Source organism: Clostridium sp. AF21-20LB (assembly GCF_003478795.1).
In the GTDB taxonomy this organism is placed as follows: domain Bacteria; phylum Bacillota; class Clostridia; order Lachnospirales; family Lachnospiraceae; genus Otoolea; species Otoolea fessa.
Genome location: NZ_QUGD01000017.1, coordinates 1 through 24,596, shown reverse-complemented (window position 1 = coordinate 24,596; position 24,596 = coordinate 1). Strand labels below are relative to the sequence as shown.

Below are 24,596 nucleotides of genomic sequence, written 5' to 3'. Positions count from 1 at the left end.
AGGTATCATAAATGTGGTGTTTTTATAATGATACAATATCTCTATGCCTCTTTCGTGTTAAGATTCCATTAAAAAGAGGAAATCTTACAGCGACAGATCTCCCTTCGCCCGCGCCCTCCGGTCGCGGATCGACTGGATCACCGGCACCAGGAACATTGCGACGATACCGCCCGCAAATCCATTGTTATAGAGGTTCATGCCCCCATACACGATCCCGACATTGAGCGCCACCGACGCGTGCAGAAAACCGGCTAACACGCCGCATAAAATTCCAAACTCTCCGGCGATCGGCGCCAGCGTCGTGGAAAAGAGCAGCGCCAGAAGTGCCGACGGATTCGTGATATCCCACGCCCGGACGGTACTCGCAATGCAGACGCCCGCCATGATCGGGAAAATATTCCGCAAATGTTTTCCAGTCGCACTGAATCCAACGATGGTAAAGATTCCGCCGATCGTCGGTCCATTTAGGTTTCCGCCGACTGCCAGCACAAAGAAGGTCGCAAACAGACCATTGAGTCCCATGTTGAGAAGCGTCACCGCACCGCCCAATTCCAGCAGGTAATCGGTACCGCCGATTCCCGTTGTCGCAAGGAGTTTTTCATAGCCTAAAAGCGTATCTTTTCCGCGCCACAGCACTGCCACCACCGACATGCCTGCAAACAGGACAAATAGCAGCCCTAAAAGCATCGCATCATTGCCGGAGGACCAGATAAGACGCGCCTCCGTCTCAATTCCAAAGGACTTAAACGTGGAGACCAGGACCGTCGCAATGATACCAGAGGCAAATCCCACATTATAAAGGGAATATCCCTTATGGGCATAGTGGGAATGCGTCGCGAGCGGTGGAAGCACGAATCCGATACAGATTCCCACCAGAATCGTCACACAGAAGCGCTGCCAGAGCGGCAGCTCCACCACGTGCATCAGCTGTGTGATGATCGGAGACAGGCTCGTTCCGTAGATGCCGACATAAATATAGTTGGATAAGTGCATTTTATGATATTTTGCATAGAGAAATACACCCAGAAAAATCGCCCAGATATTCATCAGATTTTTTCCGAACAAAGAGAATCCAAACATCAGACAGCAGGATGTGATCGTATGCCCGTCCATCTCCATCCCAAGACTATAGACAAAGTAGATGCTGATAAGCGCCATCATCCCGGCATTGACAAACGCGGCTCCCATGCCGCCGACCGCAATATAATCGGTGATCAGGAAATCCGGTTCCCTTATGATTTCATAGATACCAGTCACAATGGAGTCAAACGGCTGTATAATCAGCCCCACTGAAATGAAATAGATCGGAATCAGTGCCAGAAGAAAGAATTTCATCTCTCTGGACAGAGATTTCACTGTAGTCATATACGCACACCTTTCAAAAAAGGGATGCAAAAAAGATTCCGCATCTTTGCACCCCGACTGTTAACATTCTATAAAAATGGTTACTATTCTATTGTATTGGATTTTCAACTGTTTTGCAACTGATTTTTTTCTCACTGTAACCCGTTATGAAACCCGTCCGACAGAACCGGCTGCCCCCATTCTCATGTGAAATTGTTACTCTTCCTCCGGCGCACTTCCCAGCACATAACCGCGCTCTTCCAATATTTCGCGCAGCTCATCAACCACCGCCCCCAGCTCTTTACCTTCCTCGTCGATCGTGATGTCCGCGTATTTCTCAAAATACGAGATCCTCTCATGGTAGAGATCCAGAAGTGTCATGCCGTCTTTCAGCGCCACGCCGCGGTCCTTGACATCGCCGACGCGTTTTACCAGCTCGTCATAGGTAATTTTCAGATAGACAACCAGTCCGATGGATTTTAAATGTTCCATCGCTTCCTTTCCGTAGATCACGCTGCCACCCGGTGCGATGACCGCCTGCTCGGCTTCCACCCCCGCGTTGACGCGGTTCTCCACATCGAGAAATCCGTCCAGTCCCTGTTCTTCGATGATCTCGCGCAGACGCTTACCTTCCTGTTCCTGAATCAGCAGATCCACATCTATAAAGGAATAGCCCAGTCTCTTTGCTAAAAGCACTCCGACCGTGCTCTTTCCTGCGGACGGCATACCAATCAGGGTTACATTATTTTTCATCTTTGGCACCTCTTCTTTTTCTTTACACTCCATCCAAATGTTCCAAGAAGCTCTGAAAGCCCATAATAGCCGCCATGCGAATACACAATCGGTTCCGCCTTTGCAAGCTCCAGGCTGCCGCGCTCGTTGAGCCACTGCTCGTCCACGCTGACACCCGTTACCTCTGCCAGAAACATATGATGTGACCCCAGTTCCTTGACTTCGGTCACCCGGCACTCGATCGCGACCGGGCTTTCGGCGATCACCGGCGCCTTCACCGTCTGCGCCGGAACCGGTGTGAGCCCTGTCTCCTTCCATTTATCCACATTCCTGCCGGAGCGGACGCCGCAGTAATCGGTCGCATACGCCATCGACTCCGTCGCCAGGTTGATGACAAACTCACCGCTCTCCCGCAGCATATGGTAAGAATAGCGCTCCGGGCGCACCGAAATGTACGCCATCGGCGGGTTCGTACAGATCGTGCCCGTCCAGGCAATCGTGATGATGTTGCTGTTTCCTTCGCAGTCCGCCACTGTGACCAGCACCGCCGGAACCGGATAAATCATATTGCCCGGCTTCCACTGGGCGCGCGGTCCCGGAGTGTTCCGGGTCTCCATCCGTTTTTTCAACTGTCCTTCCGGGTTCTGCCTTGCTCCTCCCCGGCGACGCTCTTCTGGCTTTCCAGCCGCTCTCTTCTGTGCCATCCCTATATCCTCTTAATCGTTGTCCGGGAGAAGTTTGATCCGGACCATGATCTGTTTCACCATGCTTCCTTCCGGCAGGCTCATATCATCGATATGCGTCTGTGCCGGCAGATCGCCCTCTTCCTCCAGCTCCAGGCTGATCCAGTTGTACGCTGCCTCCCGCGCATTTTCCACCGCATCCTCCAGATCCGGACCTTCCGCCTCGCAGCACTCCAAATCCGGGAAATATGCATCATACCCTTTTCCATCTTTCTTAGGCGTAAAAACCGCCGGATATACAAATGTCATGGTATCCTTCCTTTCCGTCCGACCTTCCTGCCCTGCACGAACTATCACTGGATTTTCCGTATGAAACAATCCCGTCCGCGCACTGTCACCTGATTTACTGCTCCAGTGTCACTGTCAGTGCCGGAATCAGCTGTTTCTTTCTGGAAACAACGCCCGGCAGTGTTGCCGTCTGCTTCAGCTCTTCATTTGCATCACCTACGTGGAACGCATCTGCCACAACCTGTGCCGCCCCCTGTCCAACACAGAGAAGTTCGGTCGTCTCCGTCAGGATATTCGTCAGCATGAAGAAGAGCATATCCAGACCTTCGTCCTCACGCGCCTTCTCCATAAACGGCAGCATACGGTTCTTCAGCTTTCCAAGCTCCTCTGCATTCAGGGAGTTGATCTGACCGACGCCGAAGTTTGTCTTTCCAGCTGAGAATTTCTTGAAATCCAGATACAGAATCTCTGCATCGCTCTTGCCCTTTAACTCGCTGCCTGCCTCAAACATCTGGTTTGCGAACTCATCCAGCTTGATGCCTGCCATCTCAGCCAGAGAAACCGCTGCCGCCCGATCCATCGGTGTGCAGGTCGGAGAACGGAACAGAAGCGTATCGGAGATGATCGCACTGCAGAGCAGACCTGCGATGGTCTTGTCGATCTCCAGCCCCTGTTCGCGGTACATCTGGAAGATGATTGTTGCCGTACAGCCGAGCGGCTGGTTACGGAAGAAGACCGGTCCGACTGTCTCCACAGTACCCAGACGATGGTGGTCAATCAGCTCCAGGATATTGGCATTCTCGATGCCGTCTACAGCCTGGCCGCGCTCATTGTGATCGACCAGAATCACGTTCTTGCCGCGCGCACCCAGTAAGTTACGGCGGGAAATCAGGCCTTTGTATTTGCCTTCTTTATCGAGTACCGGGAAATGACGGAAACGCTTGCTTGCCATCACATCCTTAATATCATCGATGAAATCATCTGTATCGAAGGTGATCAGCTTCTCAGTCTTCATGAAATAGCTGATCGGCATACTCTGGTTAATGAGACGGGCTGCCGTGTAGGTATCATACGGAGTTGTGATGACGGTACAGCCGCGCTCCTGTGCCAGTTTTTTGATCGTCATGGAAACGCCAGCGCCCTCACACACGATGATACAGCTTGCACCCATCTCGATCGCGCACAGCTGCGACTCATAGCGGTTGCCGAGGATAACCAGGTCGTTCTTTTCAATATAATATTCCATCATATCCGGATTAGCTGCCGCAATCAGGACTTTTCCTTTATCAAAGTACGCTTTCTCATCGCCAACAAAAATCGCGCCCTCCAGGGTCTCGATGATATTTGCATACTGAGTGCATGCCTTGGAAAGAATGCTGCTGTCGTATACATTCATATAAGAACGGGTAATATCGCCGACTGTGATCAGACCTTCCAGTATATTCTTATCGGTAACAGCCGGAAGTGTTACCAGACCATCCTCCTGCATCAGGTTCCATGCTTTTCTCAGGGAAATATTCTTGGAAACACCTGGAGTCTCGCGGATCTCAATATCCTTGACCTGCGTTTTGACGGATTTAATCAGTTTCGGCACATCTACCTTAAAGTAATCCAGTACGAAGGTTGTCTCCGGGTTCAGTTCTCCGGCACGGCACGGTACATATTCGCCGCCCGTCTGAAGTGTTTTGAAATTCGCATAGCCGATTGCAGAACAAATCGAATCCGTATCCGGGTTTTTATGTCCAATTACAATCGTTTTCTTTGCTTTTTCTGCTGCCATTTTTTCCTCCTGATTCGCACCGTGCGCTGCAAATTCTGCCATTTTTCTTTCTATCCTCTGTTTTGATAGAGAAACCTCTGATTCATGAAACTTTTTTGTACAAAATCGCCAATTTTCATAATCTGTTTACACGGTGTTCATATTTTATTCATATCTTATTTTTATACTAAAAGCATAAAAGATTTCACTTTTCAAATTTGTTTTATAGTGATTTTGCACATAGATTTTTCATAATTGCCCCGGATGCTTGACCGCTCCGGGGTCTCCTCTTGTCTACAGCATTTTTTGGCATATCTGAACGTTTTTCTATCCCTATTTTCTTCAAACGTCCAGCCCCTTTACCCTGCACTCTGTCACTCAAAACAAGGCGTCTAATCGTAACTGTTCAGCACCTTCACAGTTACGCCTAATCTAAGATCAGTCTTGCCGCCCCATAGATACCTGCATCATTTCCCAATGTTGCCAGGCGAACCTCGCCCTTATTCTCAGAGATCGGGGTCAATTCGCGGTAATAGCGGTCAATCCAATCCGTTAAAAAAGTCCCCGCCTTGGATACGCCGCCTCCGATGACGAAAATCTCCGGATCCACGGTCATCGAAATGGTCGCCAGCGCCCATCCGAGATAATAGCACACGGTGTCCATAACCTCCAGCGCCAGTGCATCCCCGGCTTTTGCCGCATCCAGCACATTTTTTGCGGTGATCGCATCACCGTAGGCACGCATCACCGATGCATCCGGCTTTGCCGCCATCTTCCGTCTCGCCTCCCTGGCGATACCGGTCGCGGACGCTACCTGTTCCAGACAGCCGTGTCCGCCGCAGTTGCAGGTTTCTTTCTCGCCCTCGCGGATATGGATATGACCGATCTCACCGCCCAGTCCGTGGCGTCCTGCAACGATCTTCTGATCGTGTACCACGCCGCCGCCGACACCGGTTCCCAGCGTCACCATCACGATATCATGGCAGCCCTTGCCGCCGCCCTGCCACATCTCGCCGAGCGCCGCCACATTAGCATCATTACCGGAGCGGACCGGCATTCCATCTAATAACTCACTCAAAATCTTCTGCGGGTTCAGATCGCGCCATCCCAAGTTGACGCAGACCTCCACATAGCCGTCCGGCTGCACCGGACCCGGGAATCCCATACCTGCACCGATCACGGCGTCCATCGGGATTCCCCGCTCGTTCAATTTCTTCCTGATCGAAGCGGCTACATCCGGAAGAATGTACGCCCCATTCTCTTCCTTGCGGCTCGGAACCTCCCACTTATAAACAAGCGTTCCGTCCGTCTCAAAAATACCAATCTTAACCGTCGTTCCGCCGACGTCTATCCCAATACATTTTTTTTCCATGTCTGGATCCCTTCCCTTACGGCTGCACTGGCAGCCTTTCTTCTATGCCCTCATCTTTTTTCTGCGCTGGCTCTTATTATACGCAATGCATCCCCGTTTTGCAAGGTTTGGAAAGCAAAATACACCTGCCTGCCGGAGAAAGGCGCATTTCTGCTTAAGCGGTACCGCATTCTTTTCTGCCGACAGACAGGTGCCTGTCTTTTATCTTATTTTTCTTTCAAAATCAGCATTATTTCAGGCTCTTAGCCACCTCTACCACATGCTCAACGGTAAAGCCGAACTTCTTGAACAGAAGCCCTGCCGGTGCGCTGGCGCCGAAACTTTCCATCGCGATGATCTTGCCGTCTAAGCCGGTGTACTTGTCCCAGCCGAAGCTCCAAGCGCCTCTACTGCTACACGACGGCGTACTTCTCTCGGAAGTACGGACTCCTTGTACTCCTCGCTCTGCTCCTCGAACAGATCCATACACGGCATGGAGACAACGCGGACTTTCTGACCTTCTGCTGCCAGAGTCTCTTTTGCATGAACCGCCAGGGCTACCTCGGAACCGCTGGCAATCAGAATTAACTCCGGTGTGCCCTCGCAGTCGTCGATGATGTAGCCGCCCTTTAATGCCTCACGGCTGCTGCCTGCCATCGGCTCCAGATTCTGTCTGGTCAGCACCAGTGCGGTCGGTGTGTGCTCGGAAGTAACAGCACTGTACCAAGCTGCCTCTGTCTCGGTCGCATCGCACGGGCGGAATACATGGAAGTTCGGCATCGCACGCAGCGCTGCCATCTGCTCGATCGGCTCATGGGTCGGTCCATCCTCGCCAACGCCGATGCTGTCATGCGTAAATACATAGGTCAGCGGCACGCCCATCAGTGCAGACAGTCTTGCCATCGGTTTGCAGTAATCACTGAATACAAAGAAGGTCGATACATACGCACGCAGACCGCCGTGCAGCATGATGCCATTTCCGATCGCTGCCATCGCAAGTTCGCGGACACCGAAGTGCAGGTTACGTCCAGCTCTGTCCTCCTTGGAGAAGTCGCCCGCATCCTTCATGTTGGTCTTGTTGGACGGTGCTAGGTCAGCAGAACCGCCAAACAGGTTCGGCAGAACATCCTTGATGTAGTTGATCAGGCGTCCGGAGATCGCACGGCTTGCTTCCGGTTTCTCCTGTTTTGCCCAGAATCCGGCGTCATCTTTCAGCGCCTCGCCCGCCTTTGCATTGTGATACTGGTTCCAGAGCGCTTCCATCTCCGGATATTCCTCGCAGTAAGCGGCAAACATCACGTTCCATGCAGCTTCTACCTCTGCCTTCTGCTCTGCGATCTCGGAGTAGTTTTTGTATACCTCTTCCGGTACGAAGAACGGCTCTTCGCTCGGCCAGTTTAAGTTCTTTCTGAGTGCTTCCACATTCTCCACGCCCAGCGGCTCGCCGTGTGCGCTCGCCTTGCCCTGTTTTGCCGGGCAGCCGAAGCCGATCTGCGTCTTGATGGTGATAAAGGACGGATGCTCGGTATCTGCCTTTGCAGCCTCGATCGCCTTGCCGATCGCGTCGATATCATTGCCATCTTCTACAGTGATCGTCTGGAAACCAAATGCCTGCATACGCTCCTGTACATTCTCACGGAATGCGATGTCGGTGCTTCCCTCGATGGAGATGCGGTTGGAATCATAGAGAACAATCAGCTTGGAAAGTCCCAGGGTACCTGCCAGAGAGAATGCCTCAGAGGAAATGCCTTCCATCATACATCCGTCGCCGCCCAATACATAGGTGTAATGGTCAACTACCGGATAATTTTCTTTGTTGAATACGCTTTCCAGATGTGCCTCAGCCATCGCCATGCCGACTGCCATACCCATACCTGCGCCCAGCGGACCGGTCGTTGCCTCAACGCCAACGGTATGACCATATTCCGGATGTCCCGGAGTCTTGGAATCTAACTGGCGGAAGTTCATCAGATCTTCTTTGGAAAGATTTCCGTAGCCAAACAGATGCAGCAGAGAGTACAGCAGCATGGAACCATGACCGCCGGATAAGATGAAACGGTCTCTGTTCTCCCACTTCGGGTTGGCTGGGTTATGGTTCATATGATGTGCCCACAGTTCATAAGCCGCTGCTGCACATCCCAGCGGAAGTCCCGGATGACCGGAATTTGCCTTCTGGATTGCGTCTGCGGATAAAATCCGGATCGCGTTTACGGATAATGTGTCAATCTGATTCATAAGTAACCTCCTGCTATGTATCTTAATTTTAAAAACTAAACGTGTGTTATTTGAGGCGGATCTCGCGCATCCGGTCGCCGCCGCTGATAATCAGTGAATTGAACGCGCGGCCGCGTGTTACCTGCGCCACAGAGAAATCAAACTCCCCGGCAAACCGCTCCTTGCCGGACAGACTGTAGACCCGACAGGAATTTTCGTTATTTAGGATGACGAAATCGCCCTGTATATTTATGTTACGCCACGAATACGAGAACTCCGCCGTACCCATAGCGGTTCCATCGGATTTAAACATGCTCAAACGGCTCTCACTTCCGCCCTCGGTGTTGTCCGAGATGACCGCCACATAGTCCTTCGACCATGCCACGCCGCGGACTTCCCCGTCGATCTCCGCCTGGCGCACCAGCGCCGGGCTTGTTACATTTTCCAAAGAGAAAAATGCCACCTGATCATCCGCAAATGCACACGCGTGATCCTCGTCGAGAAACCGGACGCGCGGACAGATGCTGTCTCCCAGCTCATCAAAACCTCCGACCAGACGGTCTGGATAATTCTTTCCATATTCGGAGAAATTGTAAAATACAATCCGGTTTTTGAGTGCCCCGTCCTGCAGATACAGGTCGGAAAGCATGACCTGCGTACCATCCGGCGATAAGGAAACGTCCATCAGGTAACCATTTCCCGACATAACCGTCTTGATCGCCCAGTCAAGCTCGCTGCCGTCTTTCTTGAAAAAGGTCACATACGAAGCATTGCTGTCCTCCACCAGCGCCGCCACGATGCCGTATGCCGATACGCTGACGCGCAGGATCGGCAGAAGCGTCGTCGCCTGTCCCTGGCTTCCGGTCTTGTCCACAATATAAATATCATTGCCCTGCTGATCCCCGATCACGGCATAATCGCCGTTGACATAGCAAATCGGTGATTTCAGCTCATAACTCATCGACCAGACCGCCTTGCCGGACTTGTCCAGATAGGAAGCTCCGTCCTTCGTGTATTTCAGGACATTTTCTCCAAACGGGACAAATTCCGTCGTGCTGCTCTCACTCGCCGCGATCTCTCTTTCCCACGCCACCGTATAGTCCGTGTAGGCATGGTTATCTTTATAATACATAAAACCAGCCGCCAAAAGCGCCGCGATTAACACCGCCGTCAGCACCCTGCGGAGACGTTTCCGTCTGGAATGGCGCTCGGCTTTCTCCGCCACCTCTTCCTCATTTTCCCCGTGGCTTATGCCCCGGCGGGGAAACATGTCCTGCGTGGCGGTGTCGATCACACGCCCTCTCAGCTGCTTTTTCTTCTGTTCCCGTTCAATCGGTTCATCTCACTCATTTTTTTTATCTCCTGTAGCTGGACTGCCATCTTGATTATACACTATTTTAGATGGTTTGGCATTATCTTTTTGCTATTCTCCGGACACATCCGGCAGCACCAGCGTCTGCCCTGCGATAATGCGGTTTTCATCGGTCAGATGGTTGACCGCAAGGATATCGTCCAGATGACGGATATTGCCATAAAGCTTAAAACAGATCCCATAGAGCGTCTCCCCGTCCCCGACCGTGTACGTGCCGCCGGGCTTCAAGTTTGTGACCGGATAGTCCTGTCCCGCCGTCGAATTGCCGCCCGGATTCGGCAGGTCGCGCTGTGCCTCCGGCTCCGGCAAAATGTACGGGGCTTTCGTCTCCGCCATTTTTCCGTCCTCTTCGCTCTGCCCGCCGGAAGCCTGTCCATTCTGTCTGCCTGCTATGGCAGTGCCCTCTGTGTCTCCATCCGCCGCGCTCTCAAGTGTCCATTTATGCGCCTGTCCTCCGTTTTGCGCTGTTGTTCCGTCTGCATCCACATCCGCGCCGGCCTCGACGCTCTCAAGCGGCGTCACACTGCCGCGGAGCTGTTCCACCGTGACCGCCTCTTTCCCGTCCGCAGTGCCCCGCACACCATCCGGAAGGACGGATACCAGCACACTCTCCATCTCGCGCATTTTCTGGTAATTGCCGAAAAGCACCACGCCGCCGGCAAGCACCGCGACCGAAAGCACGCCGCACAGCGTCCCCAGCGCCCGGATCGTCCCGTAACGCGACGCCGCCTCCTGCTGCCGCTCTTCCATCCGGTTACGGAAATCGCGGATCACCCGATCGCCGGTGCCTGTCTCCACCCGGCGGGCGTCCTTCCGCAGAATCATATAGTCCTGCATCATCTGGTTTTTCTCGTAGTATATATGATATCCTTTCAAACGGTAAAACCCGTCCTCCGACATCACATAGTATGCCGCCTCACCGTCCACACCGCTGTTTATGTACATGAGCTGGTTTTTCCCACCGAAATACTGCTTGTGCAGCCGCCAGTAGGTCAGGGGACTTAACATACACCCCGGCGCGCCGCAGATAAACCACCCCTGCACGGTCTTTTTTGGAAATGTCTCCTCCATCCGCTGGTATGCCTTTTTCCATGCCGCCTCCGAAAAGACAATCTTCTCCCCGGACGGCACAACCTCCTCCATCTCCAGCGCCCCGTCCACAAAGAGGCACGGAACCTCCTGCTGTGGATCCGAATTTCCGAGCAGCAGCCCGACCCGGAGTCCCGGTCCGCCGGATGGATATACCTGTTTCAAATACGTGTTTACATAATCCTCCACATACAACCGGACCACCTCATCCCGCTCGCCGATCTGCCGGATATTTTTCGGCAGTTCTGCGCGGGAACCAGAATATTCTCCCATATGTTCACCCCGCTATGATAGATTCTCCTGAAACCGGGTCTGTACTTGCTTCCATGATTTGATTGCTGCACCGCGCAGCATTTTCAGTGCTGAAAATACCTGCTCAACTACAGTAACATTATTTTCCGTAATTTCAGGAGTATGATGAATTTCTTTCCGCCTATCATAACGCCGATTGCATGCAAAATTTGTCAAACGGAGGCAGCATCCAGGCAAAAATTTTCGACAAGCCCGATCCCCGCGCTGATGCAGTCTGCCAGCTGCATGACGAGTGCCAGGCGGATGCTCTGCAGCATCATCGGATCGTAATGGCTGCAGCCCGCCACGATCCCGGTGATAAAGAGATCTCCGACCGCGTGAAGCTCCTTGCAGACGCCAAGCCCCGGCTTTAAAGACCCGCGCCCTAACGTGACATAGCCGACGTGGCTTTCATCGCCAACCGAGGCATCGACCGCCACCACCAGCGCATCCGGGTAGCCATTTTTTAAAACCTGCACGTAATGTTCCAGGTTCATCGCGTGCACGGGGCGATCAAGTGTTCCGAATACCAGCGTACCGCGCCGCCGTTCCTGTTTGAGTTTATATCCGATCAACGGTCCCAGACTGTCTCCGGTCGAGCGATCCGTGCCGATGCAGAGGAAAACCAGTTTCTTTTTATGCCTTCGGGTCATTTCTTCCTGAATCAGCCCACTTAACTGCCCTGCCAGCTCTCCCACCGCGTCCCGGCGGGCTGAATTGTAGTAATATATCTCCGGACTGCCACCGAACCGGCTGCGTCCCCGTCTGTTCATCTCCCACACCGTCCTGTTTTCTCCCTGCCTGTTGGACAGGGGTTGTTTTACCTTTATTATAGGCGGGGTGGCAGGAAATTATGCGAAAATTGAAGGATATATACACGGACGAAAAAAGATGTGACAGAAGGCAGCTTTACAGCGCCCGGTGTCACATCTTTTTTCTGGTTGTTCCTATATCTAATTATTTATTTTTATGAAATAATTTCCACAGTTTACTTTCCGCCGCGTTCGCGGTACTCTGCAATGACCTCGCTTAAATTAACGGCTGTGCTGTTATCCAGAATATGTTTCAGCGCGTCCAACTTTTCTGGATTCAGAAATTCCTTGCCTAAGTAGCACTCGTAGGTATCTGTGATAAAGATTCTCTTTTCCTTGATTACCGTCTCGGTATAGTGCAGGCGGCTCTCGACCTCCTGATGGCCTTCTTTGAGTTGTTCGAGCTTTGCACGGCTGTTGCTGGTGATCTCATCGGTCAAGATGGTTTTTGTCACATTTTCGAAGGTGTTTAATGCGTCCTTTTTCTTCTTCGCCGTCTCCTCCAGCTCCTGCTCCATCTGGGAGATCTCATCGTCGTATTTTTCCAGATCGTAGAGCGCTTCACTGCGATCCCGGCGGATCGAGGAGGTGATCACCGCGATCTTGCGGTTGTTCGCCGCGATCAGACTGCGGATCGAACGTCCTTCCTGCAGTGCCGCCAGATGGCGATCCTTCGTCCAGTTTCCAATCAGGATATACAGTCCGCCAAAAACAACCACATCCACGCCGTAGATCATCGCCAGGTATAAAGTTTTCTGTTCTGGAAACAGCTTGTAGATGCCGCACGGGATCAACAGGAAACAGATCGCAAAGGTAATCAACACCGTCAGAAATTCTTTGAATCCCTCGGGAAATACAGCGCATAGTACAGTGGGCTTTTGCAGACAAATGGAACACGATCCGACTGGAACAGCGTCCGCATCCGCACGGCAAGCTCTCGGTTGTGCGCGTGAAGCTCCTGCGTTTCTTCCTTAATCCGCTCCTTGATGCCCTGGTTTTTCGCCTTTTCGCGGCGTGTCCGCGTGCGTTTCAGCTTATCCTGCAGCTTCCCAAGCTCATCGTCATAGCTTTTTTCAATCTCATCCCGGCGCTTTTTCACGGTCGAATTCACGGCATCCGCCACCGCTTTCCGCTCCGTCTCCAGCACGCGCAGACGCTTTTTCTCTTCCTGAGCAAGCGTCTCCTCCTGTTTTTCAAACTCCGCCAGTTCCACCACTGCCTGTCTGGCGTCTTCCAGAAATGTTTTCACATCCGTTATCGCCTGTGCCATCTCGCCCCTCCCGGTCTTTGTCTTTTTGTAACGGCTGCCTGCCCTTTATTCTTCCAGCACCTGTATCTCCAGATAATCGAAATCGATGCTCTCGATAAAGTTGTCCTGGGTAAAACGCGCCTTATCGTGACGTTTGAACTCCTCGATCGTCTTATCCAGCCAGACCGGATGCCCCAGATCAAAGGCATAGCAAATCTGGTCGATCGCGTCAAACACCATCGCCGTTCTCGACATTGTATAATCACCGTTGCTGATCACAATATCCCTAAGCATCCGGTTTTCCTTCATCATTTTTCCCCAAAGACGAAACATCCTGCCGTTCCTTTCCCGCTGTCAAATTTCATTTTTTCCGTGTCCGGATGTTCTCTCCGGACATCTTTTCTCACAATCTTATGTCCAGTATATCAGCTTTTTTAAGAGTTGACAAGGCGGGGCTTTTCGGCAAAATTCACTGCCACTGTGTCATCGTGCAGCACTTCCCATTTTCAAAAGAAACTGCAGATCTTCCTCAATCCCCCGCACATTTCCAGAAACGTCCATCGCATACTCCATGACCCACTCGGCATCCGGCGTCGCCTGCTTTGCCAGTTTTAAAAAGCAGTCAAAATCAAGTGTTCCCTCATGAATCCTCTGATGGCTGTCGTGGACACCGTCGTTGTTGTGGAGATGGTACGCCACAATCTGGTCCGCCAGCGCGTTTACGACCCGCTTAAGCGACCAGCCGTTCGCCCAGGCGTGCCCGATGTCGATGAGCACCGCATACTGTTCCCGACGGCACAGATCGATAAATTCCTGCTCATCGAAGAGACGGTTTCCGCGCTCCAGAACTCCGGCATTCTCCACGACCACCTGGGTTCCCGCCTCCTCACACAGCTGTTTCACGGTGTAATAATTTTCACAGGAAACACGGACGCGGTCTTCCTTCTCGCCCGGTATGATGCGGCAGTTGTTGTGATGATAAACGAGATATTTGCTTGAAAGCTCTTTCGCATACGAAAGCGTCTTTTCAAGCAGCTCCATCGTGCGCGCATACTCTACAGTCCCCTCCGCTGCCGAATGCTCTGCCTGATAATATGGACCATGGAAGCTGACCGGGACTTCCTTTAAGAGCGGCATGGCGTCCCGCAGGTTCTTCTCAAAGCATTCCTCATGAAACATCGGAAACACCTCGACTCCCACCTGTCCAGGAAACCGTTTGAGATACGGAAGAACCTGACCGAACTCGCTGCCTTTATACATATTAGTGCTGATAAGAATTTTTCTCATGATTGCATGTCTCCTCTTCAAAATATACGTTCATAATCTTGTTTTGAAAACACTTTTTTCGCTCTATTATCTCTATTCTTACTGGGCGATCGCCTTTTCCAATTTCGGCACCGCCAGCTTTTCCTGTGCGCGGATCACCATCTCCGGGTAACCGAGCGATTTCTCCGTCCCGCGGTCAAACAGATGCAGCTTTTCCGTCTCCACATGGATGTATACCTTCTCACCCGGCTGTGGAATCTCGCCCTCGCGGATGGCAATCAGCTCGTTCTTGTCTCCCTCGACCTGAATATAAACACCGTACCGGTTTCCGTAATCCTCCACGTAACGGACCATGCCCTCGATCGACCGCTCCTGCGGGGTGCGGCTCATCATCACGTGTTCCGGGCGGACACCGGCGTACAGCAGTCCCGACGGGCACTGCGCGGCGATCCGCTGCCAGATACCCGGAAGTTCTACCTTCTGTTTCCCGATGACAAGCGCCCCGTTATGATATTCCGCCTCCACGATATTCATGGACGGCGAACCGATAAACTTCGCACAGAACACGCTTGCCGGACGATTGTACACGTGTGACGGGGTATCGAGCATTTCCATCTTGCCCCGGTACATGAGCGCGATCCGATCGCCAACCGTCATCGCCTCGATCTGGTCGTGCGTAACGTAGACTAACGTCGGGTGGTACATTTCATGGATTTTTACCAGTTCTTTTCTCGCACGCATCCTAAGCTGTGCATCCAGGTTTGACAGCGGCTCGTCCAGAAGGAAATAGTCGGCGCGCTTTACCACGGCTCTCGCCAATGCCACTCTCTGGCGCTGTCCGCCGGAAAGCTCCTTCGGCTTCCGATCCTCCAGCCCTTCCAGTTCCAGCATTTTGAGGACTTCTTTTAAGCGCGCATCGATCTCGTTCTCATCCATCTTGTGCGCTTTTAAACCATATATGATATTATTCTTGACGCTCATATGCGGAAACAGCGCATAGTTTTGAAACACCATCGAGACACCGCGCTCGCCGCACGGCACATCATTTACCACCTGGTCGCGCATCCACAGGTTTCCGGCGGTCACATTTTCCAGTCCCGCAATCATGCGAAGTGTCGTCGATTTTCCACAGCCGGACGGACCTAATAAAATCAGGCGTTCGCCCTCCTTTACCTCCATGCAGAGGTCCTCCACGACCACATTTTTGCCATACGCTTTTTTAACATTTTCAAATACAATATTTTTCATTGAATTAATCTATCCCTTTCTTATGTCCAGCGCAATCTCCCGTTATCCCTTCAATCCAGACGCCGCAAATGTATTGATGATATAGCGCTGGAAAATGATATACAGTACCAGCGGAATCAGCATCGTGAGCACCGACACCGCCATCGCGATCGTAAATTCCGTACCGCCCTCGGCGCTGATGTACATCTGCAATGCCAGCGACAGCGTATAATTTTCCTTGGATTTTAAGATCAGCACCGGCCACACATATTCATTCCACGAATTGATAAAGAAAATGATGCCGGTGGAAATGATGGACGGACGCACCAGCGGAATCACAATGTCGCGCATGATTTTCATGTGCCGGATATTTTCCATCCGTGCCGCTTCAATGAGTGCCAGCGGGATTCCACGCATTGCCTGGCGCAGCAGGAAAATTCCCAGCACATCCGCCAGCTGCGGCAGTGCGACGCCCCAGATGCGATCGCGCAGACCGATCTTAGAGATCAGAAGATAATTTGGAATCATCGTGACCGTAAACGGGATGAACAGCGTGCTTAACATAATAAAATACAAAAATCCTTTTCCCTTAAACCGGAAATAGACGAACGCATACGCCGCCAGAAGTCCCGTAATTGTCTTAAAAATCGTGACCGTCGATGCGATCAGAAACGTATTCAGCGTGATTTTCACAAACGGCAGTTTGTCAAATACATGCCGGTAATTTTCCAGCGTCGGATGCAGCGGAATCACCTGAAAAACCGTGTTGAACGCCTCCTGCATCGTCTTGAAAGAGTTGGAAATTGCAAATACGATCGGCATCAGAAGGAGGAAAACGACCACCACCAGAAACAGATGCCAGCCGATCTGTCTGTCTTTAGTTTTCATAGTAAACCCCCTTTTCTACAAACCGGAATTCCAGCACCAAAAGAATGATAAAGAGTGCCATCGTCATGACCGATACCGCCGAGGAAGTTCCTGTTTTATAGAGTGTAAACGCCTCATGGTACGACATATAAATCAGGTTCGAACTGGCATAGTTCGGTCCTCCCTGTGTGACGACCTTGATCGGCGTGAACACATACTGGAGTCCCTGCACGATCGTCGTAATAAACACATAGATTCCAGTTGCAGAACTCATCGGCACGACGATATCCTTAAAAATCTTCCACATCGGCACATTTTCCAGACGCGCCGCCTCGATGACCTCCATTGAGACACCGGAGACACCCGCCAGAATGTTGATGAAATTGTAGCCAAACGTCTTCCAGGTCGTGATAATGCAGAGTACCGCGATGACCCAGCCCTCCGTTTTCGACCAAAACGGCAGTTTCAGCCCAAACCAGCCTGCCACAATCGCGACTGGACCCGAAATCGGATTCAGAATCCATGTATACAGAATCGAGCCGACGACCAGCGAAATCACACTCGGCAGGAAAAAGACCGCCTTGTAAAAACTCTGTCCCTTTTTGATGACGCACGAAAGAATGAATGATAAAATGTACGGCATCACAAAGTTAAACACCAGAAGAATCACGATGTACCAGAATGTATTGCCAAAGATTTTCCATGTATTCGGATCCTTCAAAACGGAAATATAATTCCCCAGTCCCACAAACTTCTTGACCGGCTTTACCATGTTCCACTCAAAAAAGCTTAAATACAGCGTGTAAAAAAGCGGATAAAACATAAATACCGCAAACATGACGAGCGACGGCAGCAAAAAAACATATCCAAGCGCTGCCTGTTTTTTGTCCTCCCGATTCAAACTATTTCCTCCATTCTAATGTACGCTCGGAATCTTTCGGCGCCTGCCCAGCCACAACAGCAGGTGTTGGAAAGACCCTGAGCCTGCATTTTATGAAGGGGCTGCCGCCAAACAGCTCTTTTGCGCTCCGGCCGCTTCCTGCGTCTTATCTGCACGCAGTCCATTCTGCCAAAACACGTTCTGCTATTCCGCAACACCCCCATTCTCATTTCTGTCCTAAATTTTGTAATGATTTTCCTGCCACCCGAAAGCTGTTCCAAGCGTCAGGCTGCCTGTCCCTACTGTGCATCCAGCAGCTGGTTGATCGCATCCTGTGTGCTCGTCATACCATCTTTCGCAGATACCTGACCGCCCAGAATCTGGTCTCTCATATCCAGAAGAAGCTGCTCTGCCTCAAGGCCTGCATCGCCCGGAAATGCGGTCCATGATACAACGCCGTCCATCTGCTCAATCGCTGCATTCATCATTGTGTTCTCAGCCAGAAAATCTTTCAATCCATTTTCTGCCTCTGCCACATCTTTTCTCGGCGGTACATAACCGGTTCCCTCGGTCCATGCTGCCATTGATTCTACGCTGTAAAGATACTTCTCAAACTCCCATGCCGCCTGAATCTGCTCATCGCTCTGCGCGGTGATGGCTAAGAAACAGCCTCCTGCCGGAACCTTGCGCTCCTTGTCGTTCCACAGCGGGGATTTCACGGTTGCTACGTCAAACTGTGCCCCCTTCTGTACGGAAGCGCGTCTCGCAATGGTGGTGTAAAGCATCGCGCAGTTGCCGTCGATAAAGCTCTGGCAGCCCTCTTCCCATGAAACATGAAGGGCAGAACCATCTTTTACCATATCCTGCATCATCTGCATTGCCGCAATGCCGTCCTCAGTTGCAAAGCTTGCTTTTTTCTTGCCGGATGCATCCGCAGTCAACATATCCGCTCCCGCGCTCTCAACCAATGCCTGCTGCGCCCAGAAATCTGCCGGTTCCTGCATATAGAAACCATATTTTCCTGTCTTCTCTTTGACTGCCTCGGCAAATTCCTGTACTTCCTGCCAGGTCTCCGGTCCATCTTCGGAAAGGCCCGCTTCTTTTAAGAGATCTTTATTGATGTAGAGAACCGGGCTGCTTAAGGAGTACGGGATTCCGACCTGCTCGCCGTTGCTGTTGACCGCCAGGTCTAAGACATTTGGAAGGAAATTGTCGGTTAAGAAATTTGCATCCTCGCTGTCGAATTTATCAATCGCATCCTGCGGCGCCACATAGTCAAAGTTATTGGAGAAATAATCCAGAAATGCCCAGCCAATCTGAACAAGCGCCGGTGTATTTCCGGTCGCCGCTTCCGCCTGCAGATTCTGCATCAGACCTTTGTACATATCCGGGTTGTATTTCGCTACTACCTCGATGTGATCATTTTCCTCATTAAATTTCTTTACCAGATCGTCTACGACCAGACCTCCCTGGGTTTCTGCGTTACAGTGCCAGTATTCAATCACCGTTTTATCGCCGGATGCCGCCTTCTCTGCCCCGCTCTCTCCGGACGCGCTCTGTGTGTCGCTGCTTCCTGTCGCCGAGCTGGATGCCTGGCTGCATCCTGCCATCAATGTCATCGTGCCTGCCATCGCAAGCGCCATCAGACGTCTCATACTTACCTTCATTCGTTCTCCTCCTGCTGCGGTGTCCCATCTCCCAGTCTCTCTTACCTTGGAACCAGCCATCTATGTCAAAATCGTGATCGGGAGTCCTTTGCCGCGCTTCTCTTCTGTCAAATCACTTGTGCTGTGTCCAGATTCTATCTTAAAGATGGTCTGTAAAATGCAGGAGGCGATTTATGTAAAAATTATCTATAATTTTTGAAAATTGTTTTTTCGAGGTTCTGCGGCATAAAAGAATGTGCCTTTTTGTGTAATGGGGAATTCCAAGAAATTTCCTATTACACAAAAAAACGCCTCTATCAGTTTTTGCTGATAAAAGCGTTTTTTATTCTATGTTCCGTTTTCTATGTTTATATCCGGGCTGCAGTTTCCTTCATGGAACATGCCGGAGAGAATGCCGCAGAACGCATACTTTTTTATATGTCCGCCCCCTACAGTCTCTTAAGCAGCGCCTCTCTCGCTTCCTCATAGCCCGGTTTGCCAAGCAGTGCAAACATATTTTTCTTATAGCTCTCTACGCCCGGCTGGTTGAATGGATTGACACCCAGAAGGTATCCGCTGACGCCGCAGGCAAATTCGAAGAAATAAAAGAGCTGTCCTAAGCTGTACGCATCCATCGCCGGGATCGTCACTTTCAGGTTCGGCACACTGCCGTCGGTATGTGCCAGAATCGTGCCGTTCATCGCACTCTTGTTGACGAAATCCACGCTCTTGCCAGCCAGATAGTTCATACCGTCCGTGTCAACATCTTCTTTCTTCAAAATGACCTCCGCCGAAGATTCAGCCACTTCCAGAACTGTCTCAAACATGATTCTCGCGCCGTCCTGGATGAACTGACCCATCGAATGAAGATCGGTCGTCAAATCAACCGCTGCCGGGAAAATACCTTTCTGATCCTTGCCCTCGCTCTCGCCATAGAGCTGTTTCCACCACTCCGATACATAGTGCAGGCTCGGCTCATAGTTTGCCACAATCTCGACCTGTTTGCCCTTCCGGAGCAGAATGTTGCGGACCGCCGCATATAACAGAGCAGAATTCTTCTCAAACGGAGTCTCCAGTGCATTCTTTCTCGCGTCTGCCGCGCCCTGCATCAACGCATCTATATCCGCGCCGCTGACCGCGATCGGAAGCAGACCGACTGCCGTCAGGACGGAGAAACGACCGCCAACATCATCCGGAACCACGAAGGACTCGTATCCCTCTTCATTTGCCAGATTCTTGAGTGCGCCCCGCGCCCGGTCTGTCGTCGCGTAGATTCGCTTGTTTGCCTCTTCTTTACCATATTTCTCAATCAGCATCTCCTTAAATACACGGAATGCGATCGCCGGCTCCGTTGTCGTACCGGACTTGGAAATAATATTGATAGAGAAATCTTTTCCATCGACCAAATCCATCAGATCATGGATGTATTTGCTGCTGATGCTGTTGCCAACGAAGTAAATCTCCGGTGTTTTTCTTTTTTCTTTCGGAAGATTATTGTAAAAACTATGGGACAGGAACTCGATCGCCGCTCTTGCGCCCAGATACGAACCGCCGATACCGATTACCAGCAGGACATCCGAATCCTTCTGAATCTTCTCCGCCGCTTTTTTGATGCGTCCGAACTCTTCCTTATCATAGTCCACCGGAAGGTCGATCCATCCAAGAAAATCATTGCCCGCGCCGGTCTTTTCTACCAGCGTCTCTCTTGCCGCCTGCACGCCCGCCTTGATACCGGCGATCTCTTCCTCATGAATAAATGCAGCCGCTTTTGAATAATCAAAGATCACATCTTTTCCCATATGTTTCCTCTCCTTTGCATTTCAGCCGTCCGCAGGCGGCGTGATTACTTTGTCAAAAACTTAACTTATCTTTATTATAGCAATCTGGACACCCGTGTGCAACCAGTTTTCAGTTGGAATCATCATTTACAACCCCGATAAATACTCCCTCATAATATCCCCCCAGAACCTGCGCCTCCTCGCGGCTCAAACCTTTCATCCAGTCACCCGCATTTGCCTCGCCATTTCGTGTTTTCCGCGTATCCCGGCTTGCTGCAATCTGGTCGAGGCTCTGCTTCAAATACTCCATTTCCTTGTCGCCGGGACGCTCCTTCGCTTCCTGCCTGGGACCCGTATTGTTTTCCGTTTCATTTCCTGATACCATCCGGCGATCCGTAAGATGCCCATCTGTCTCATGCTTGTCCCGTTCCTCCGGTTCGCGCGGTGCAGTGCGAACTGCCCGCATCAGATTCTGTGCCCGTGCATCCCGCTCACGGAACGGATTCACTCTCATCGCTGTCCGCGATTTTCCTTTTTCAAACTCCGTTTCTCCCAGATCCCGGTTATCCGTTTCAGCACCATCCCGACCGCTCACGCCGCGATCTGCCCGCAGCGTACTCTGCAGCCATTTCGGCATTTCCCGCACATTCGAGTCCACGCCAGCAATTCCGCCGGATACTCCTGAAGCTCCGGACATTTCCTGTCCGCGCGTCTCCTTCTCACGTGCCGCCCGAAGGAACACCGAATTATCCACATACTCCAAAAGCGCCGTTTCCAGCCGCTGCTGTTTCTGGTCAATCTGGAAACAGCTCTCGATAAATGCCAGAAACAGACCGCTCATGACAGCTGCCGACGCATACAGCACAATATAGCTCGCATCCAGCTCATACCAGTATGCCAGAAATGCCTCCGCTGCTCCGGTCAGAAGCCCTAAAAGCACCATTTCCATTGACACGCCGTTCCACGCATCCAGCGAAATATGTAAAAATGAAAATCCGTCAATCTGCTTATCCAGATATGCCTGCGTGTTCACGATGTTCTGACCCAGGCGGCAGGTATTTTCCAACCGCTGCTTCAGATTTTGAAGATTCTTGTTCCGGGTCATCGCCATGTTGTCAGTTTCTTTTAATAATCTTTTGTAGAGGCTCCGTGTAATCAACTTGCTGACAAATCCGATCATTCCGATCGCCGCAAGAACGGACAGCGCTTTTCCAGTTTGTAAAAATTCCAGCATAAAAAAGCTCCCCTTTCTCTACTTCCGGATCACTTCCGGATGGCTTGCCACAGGTCAGGTTTAGGCGCTTCGCAGTTTGTCTCTTGCAATTTGCTTTTTACAATCTGCTTTTTGCATTCTGCTTTTCACATTCTGTTTTTTGCGCCTGTCAAATCCCGCCTGCATCGTGCTTTATTATATCCGCCGAAAGAGTCTTTGTGAAGATGAGAAAGGGGAAAATCGTTCGTCAAATTCTGCCTTAATTCGATTTTTATAGGTATTAATAATGCGTATCATGCAAAATTTCTGGTTGTTAAAAATTCCGTCTGTGAATCATATTTATGACTCATTATGCCTCATACCGGGATGCCATTTCAAGCAGTAGGTTTACCGAATGCTTGATCGCCTGCGCCTCAAATGCCGCATAGTCCATACCTGCGCTGTCATCCGCCTTATCTGAAATGGCACGGATAATCAGGAACGGGATTCCGTTTAAATATGCCGCCTGTGCGATCGCTGCGCCCTCCATCTCGGTACAGCTTGCGCTAAACTGCTCGATCAGCCACTCCTTTTTTGCCTTATCCGAGATAAACTGGTCGCCGCTTACCACGCGTCCCGGAAATGCCTGAATCTCCGGATTGACCTTCTGGTTGCACTCAATCGCCAGCTCGCGCAGCTTCTCATCCGCCTCAAATGCAAAGGTATCTACACGCGGAATCTGTCCGATCCGGTATCCAAATCCGCTCGCATCCATATCATGCTGCACCGCATCCGTCGATACAACGATATCGCCAATGTTGATCTCTGCACGCAGGGAACCGGCGATACCTGTGTTCACAATCGCACTGATATGGAACCGATCCGCCAGAATCTGACTGCACATACCTGCATTTACCTTGCCGATACCAGAGCGAACCACAACTGCGTCCTTTCCGCCCAGTTTGCCCTGATAAAAATCCATACCGGCTACACTTGTCACGGTAACATCCGTCATTTTCTCCTTGATCTGAGCCACCTCTTCATCCATCGCTCCGATGATTCCTAACATCTGTTTGCCCTCCTGTTTTTCTGTTCTTTATTCTTCTGCCTTTCTTTTATAGATTTATAGAAAAAGAAATTCTTACTATTTGATCTTCTGCGCTTATACCCCTGCATCTCTTTCCTCAAATCCATTGGCTGACTCGGCTCTACAGTCAGTGTGTGCCTGCACCATCATTTTTCATTTGAAAATCGTTCATTTACTTTATAATAGCGCAGCCGCATCGTTACCATGTATACCTTGTACAAACAATAACACCGTATCTTTTCATGAGTATACTGGATTTTTGTTATCTTGACAACACCTTTACTGGCAGACTATAATCATTTTACTGCGGTGGATTCCCGCCACAGCAGATTAAAACACATACCATTTTGAGGAGGTTTTACCATGACATACAAGACAAAGGGAGTCTGTTCCCGTGAGATTAATTTTGAAGTAGAAGATAATAAAGTAAAGAATGTGCAGTTCGTCGGCGGCTGCTCCGGCAACACACAGGGCGTTGCCCGCCTGATCGATGGCATGGATATTGACGAGGCAATCTCCCGCATCGAAGGCATCCAGTGCGGCTTCCGCCCAACTTCCTGCCCGGATCAGCTGGCACAGGCGTTGAAGGAGTATAAGGCGAACGTGAAATAAGTATCCTTTGGTAGATTCTTTCTGACCCGCCGACATAGTGAAAAACCATTTTAAAACCCCACCTGAAAACATCTGGAATTTTGAATCAGAAATTCCTGGATGGTTGCAGGTGGGGGTATTTATGTGATCGCTTTTTTCATACTATTTCGTGTTGCAAATATAAATTTAGTAACACTGTCCCCGTTTTAATTAGTCGCCGTATTCAGTGATATTAATCCCTCCTGTTTTTGTCATAAACGACTGTCCCTTTCCATTTGCCTCGACATAATGAATTCCTACCACTCGATATTTATAACCTGTTTTCTGATTCTTCACAGTAAATTCATTTGTCATTCCCGATAAATCCTCTGTCGGAAAATCTTCCTTTTTGGCATCATATGTATATCTAGAAACCTCCACCCATTTACCATCTTCTTCTCGCTGCAATATTGCAATATTTTTTATCTTATCACATTCTACATGAGCTAATGTTTCGATAATAATTCCAATATCTCCCTTTCCCAAATTACTAATACGAGTTGTTGCCGTATCAATAATGCTTCCCCTCGGTTCTATTCCTACTGCTGTTCCTTCTGCAGAATTTTCATCCAATACTACTGTTGTATTATAATCTGCTGTTTCAACAGAAAAGCCATTAACATTTTTTTATATCTGCTGCCTGAACTTGCATTGCTGCCATTACCATCATAAATCCAGCACAAACTAATGAATAAAATTTTTTTCTCATAAATCCTCCTCTAAATAAAGATTTTTAATCATTCTACAAAATTCCTTTTGTGGCATTACCCCAGAAATTTGATAATAGGCATCTTCTTTTTTGTAATAAGAACTATATTCTATTTTCCCATTTTCAACAT

General features: G+C 50.5%; 22 protein-coding genes and 1 pseudogene. 1 reads left to right on the top strand and 22 read right to left on the bottom strand.

The genetic code is table 11. From position 1 onward, the window contains the following. Window positions 1–84: 84 nt before the first annotated feature. The 21 genes and pseudogenes from DWX76_RS09565 to DWX76_RS09465 all read right to left on the bottom strand — a co-directional run bounded on the left by DWX76_RS09565 (window position 85) and on the right by DWX76_RS09465 (window position 23,109). The gene (locus DWX76_RS09565) at window positions 85–1,365 is read right to left on the bottom strand and encodes a DUF1576 domain-containing protein (protein WP_107001742.1); all 1,281 of its coding nucleotides are present in this window, start codon (window positions 1,363–1,365) and stop codon (window positions 85–87) included. 195 nt (window positions 1,366–1,560) lie between these two features. Beyond that, window positions 1,561–2,097, bottom strand: coding sequence for a shikimate kinase (locus DWX76_RS09560; RefSeq protein WP_022360009.1), 537 nt, complete (start codon window positions 2,095–2,097; stop codon window positions 1,561–1,563). Further along, entirely contained in the window at window positions 2,094–2,780 is a 687-nt protein-coding gene (locus tag DWX76_RS09555) for a flavin reductase family protein (RefSeq protein ID WP_333489860.1), read from the bottom strand. The genes DWX76_RS09560 and DWX76_RS09555 overlap by 4 nt, the downstream gene beginning before the upstream one ends. Window positions 2,781–2,792: 12 nt before the next feature. After that, complete coding sequence (locus DWX76_RS09550; RefSeq protein ID WP_107001743.1) at window positions 2,793–3,068, bottom strand: type II toxin-antitoxin system HicB family antitoxin; 276 nt, start codon at window positions 3,066–3,068, stop codon at window positions 2,793–2,795. A 94-nt stretch (window positions 3,069–3,162) separates the two neighbouring features. Next, the gene (locus DWX76_RS09545) at window positions 3,163–4,827 is read right to left on the bottom strand and encodes a putative manganese-dependent inorganic diphosphatase (RefSeq protein ID WP_107001786.1); all 1,665 of its coding nucleotides are present in this window, start codon (window positions 4,825–4,827) and stop codon (window positions 3,163–3,165) included. A 406-nt stretch (window positions 4,828–5,233) separates the two neighbouring features. Continuing rightward, window positions 5,234–6,178 (bottom strand): ROK family glucokinase, encoded by a 945-nt coding sequence (locus tag DWX76_RS09540; RefSeq protein WP_117796613.1) that lies wholly within the window; start codon window positions 6,176–6,178, stop codon window positions 5,234–5,236. A 229-nt stretch (window positions 6,179–6,407) separates the two neighbouring features. Further along, window positions 6,408–8,392: pseudogene (gene tkt, locus DWX76_RS09535) on the bottom strand (transketolase). Between the two features lie 46 nt (window positions 8,393–8,438). Further along, window positions 8,439–9,665 carry a DUF5711 family protein gene (locus DWX76_RS09530; RefSeq protein ID WP_243022522.1) on the bottom strand — a complete coding sequence of 409 codons (1,227 nt, stop codon included), beginning with the start codon at window positions 9,663–9,665 and terminating at the stop codon, window positions 8,439–8,441. A 129-nt stretch (window positions 9,666–9,794) separates the two neighbouring features. Next, window positions 9,795–11,105 carry a LysM peptidoglycan-binding domain-containing protein gene (locus DWX76_RS09525; RefSeq protein ID WP_118570552.1) on the bottom strand — a complete coding sequence of 437 codons (1,311 nt, stop codon included), beginning with the start codon at window positions 11,103–11,105 and terminating at the stop codon, window positions 9,795–9,797. Window positions 11,106–11,296: 191 nt separating this feature from the next. After that, window positions 11,297–11,896 (bottom strand): spore protease YyaC, encoded by a 600-nt coding sequence (yyaC, locus tag DWX76_RS09520; RefSeq protein ID WP_118570566.1) that lies wholly within the window; start codon window positions 11,894–11,896, stop codon window positions 11,297–11,299. A gap of 215 nt (window positions 11,897–12,111) precedes the next feature. Then, window positions 12,112–12,759, bottom strand: a complete 648-nt coding sequence (locus DWX76_RS15100) for a hypothetical protein (protein ID WP_412694035.1) — start codon at window positions 12,757–12,759, stop codon at window positions 12,112–12,114. Between the two features lie 2 nt (window positions 12,760–12,761). Beyond that, complete coding sequence (locus tag DWX76_RS15095) at window positions 12,762–13,205, bottom strand: hypothetical protein (protein WP_347475117.1); 444 nt, start codon at window positions 13,203–13,205, stop codon at window positions 12,762–12,764. 45 nt (window positions 13,206–13,250) lie between these two features. After that, window positions 13,251–13,517: a hypothetical protein gene (locus DWX76_RS09510; RefSeq protein WP_107001749.1), complete on the bottom strand. Its 267-nt coding sequence runs from the start codon at window positions 13,515–13,517 to the stop codon at window positions 13,251–13,253. A gap of 150 nt (window positions 13,518–13,667) precedes the next feature. Next, window positions 13,668–14,471, bottom strand: a complete 804-nt coding sequence (locus DWX76_RS09505) for a sugar phosphate isomerase/epimerase family protein (protein WP_227589700.1) — start codon at window positions 14,469–14,471, stop codon at window positions 13,668–13,670. Between the two features lie 78 nt (window positions 14,472–14,549). Beyond that, a complete protein-coding gene (locus DWX76_RS09500) occupies window positions 14,550–15,698 on the bottom strand; it encodes an ABC transporter ATP-binding protein (protein ID WP_117796609.1) in 1,149 nt (382 codons plus the stop codon). Window positions 15,699–15,740: 42 nt separating this feature from the next. Beyond that, the gene (locus tag DWX76_RS09495) at window positions 15,741–16,565 is read right to left on the bottom strand and encodes a carbohydrate ABC transporter permease (protein WP_022360021.1); all 825 of its coding nucleotides are present in this window, start codon (window positions 16,563–16,565) and stop codon (window positions 15,741–15,743) included. Continuing rightward, window positions 16,555–17,445: a carbohydrate ABC transporter permease gene (locus DWX76_RS09490; protein WP_022360022.1), complete on the bottom strand. Its 891-nt coding sequence runs from the start codon at window positions 17,443–17,445 to the stop codon at window positions 16,555–16,557. Before DWX76_RS09490 ends, DWX76_RS09495 begins: the two co-directional genes overlap by 11 nt. A 278-nt stretch (window positions 17,446–17,723) precedes the next feature. Further along, the gene (locus DWX76_RS09485; RefSeq protein WP_117796607.1) at window positions 17,724–19,091 is read right to left on the bottom strand and encodes an ABC transporter substrate-binding protein; all 1,368 of its coding nucleotides are present in this window, start codon (window positions 19,089–19,091) and stop codon (window positions 17,724–17,726) included. A gap of 428 nt (window positions 19,092–19,519) precedes the next feature. After that, window positions 19,520–20,869 carry a glucose-6-phosphate isomerase gene (locus DWX76_RS09480; RefSeq protein ID WP_118493415.1) on the bottom strand — a complete coding sequence of 450 codons (1,350 nt, stop codon included), beginning with the start codon at window positions 20,867–20,869 and terminating at the stop codon, window positions 19,520–19,522. A 109-nt stretch (window positions 20,870–20,978) separates the two neighbouring features. Next, a complete protein-coding gene (locus tag DWX76_RS09475) occupies window positions 20,979–22,082 on the bottom strand; it encodes a hypothetical protein (protein WP_118570551.1) in 1,104 nt (367 codons plus the stop codon). A gap of 328 nt (window positions 22,083–22,410) precedes the next feature. Then, complete coding sequence (locus tag DWX76_RS09465; protein WP_022360026.1) at window positions 22,411–23,109, bottom strand: 5'-methylthioadenosine/adenosylhomocysteine nucleosidase; 699 nt, start codon at window positions 23,107–23,109, stop codon at window positions 22,411–22,413. Between the two features lie 381 nt (window positions 23,110–23,490). Here DWX76_RS09465 and DWX76_RS09460 point away from each other — a divergent pair, with 381 nt between their 5' ends. Continuing rightward, a complete protein-coding gene (locus DWX76_RS09460) occupies window positions 23,491–23,739 on the top strand; it encodes a TIGR03905 family TSCPD domain-containing protein (protein ID WP_022360027.1) in 249 nt (82 codons plus the stop codon). Between the two features lie 189 nt (window positions 23,740–23,928). Here the strand turns inward: DWX76_RS09460 and DWX76_RS09455 are convergent, their stop codons facing one another. Further along, the gene (locus DWX76_RS09455; protein WP_147353851.1) at window positions 23,929–24,330 is read right to left on the bottom strand and encodes a hypothetical protein; all 402 of its coding nucleotides are present in this window, start codon (window positions 24,328–24,330) and stop codon (window positions 23,929–23,931) included. Window positions 24,331–24,596 lie beyond the last annotated feature (266 nt).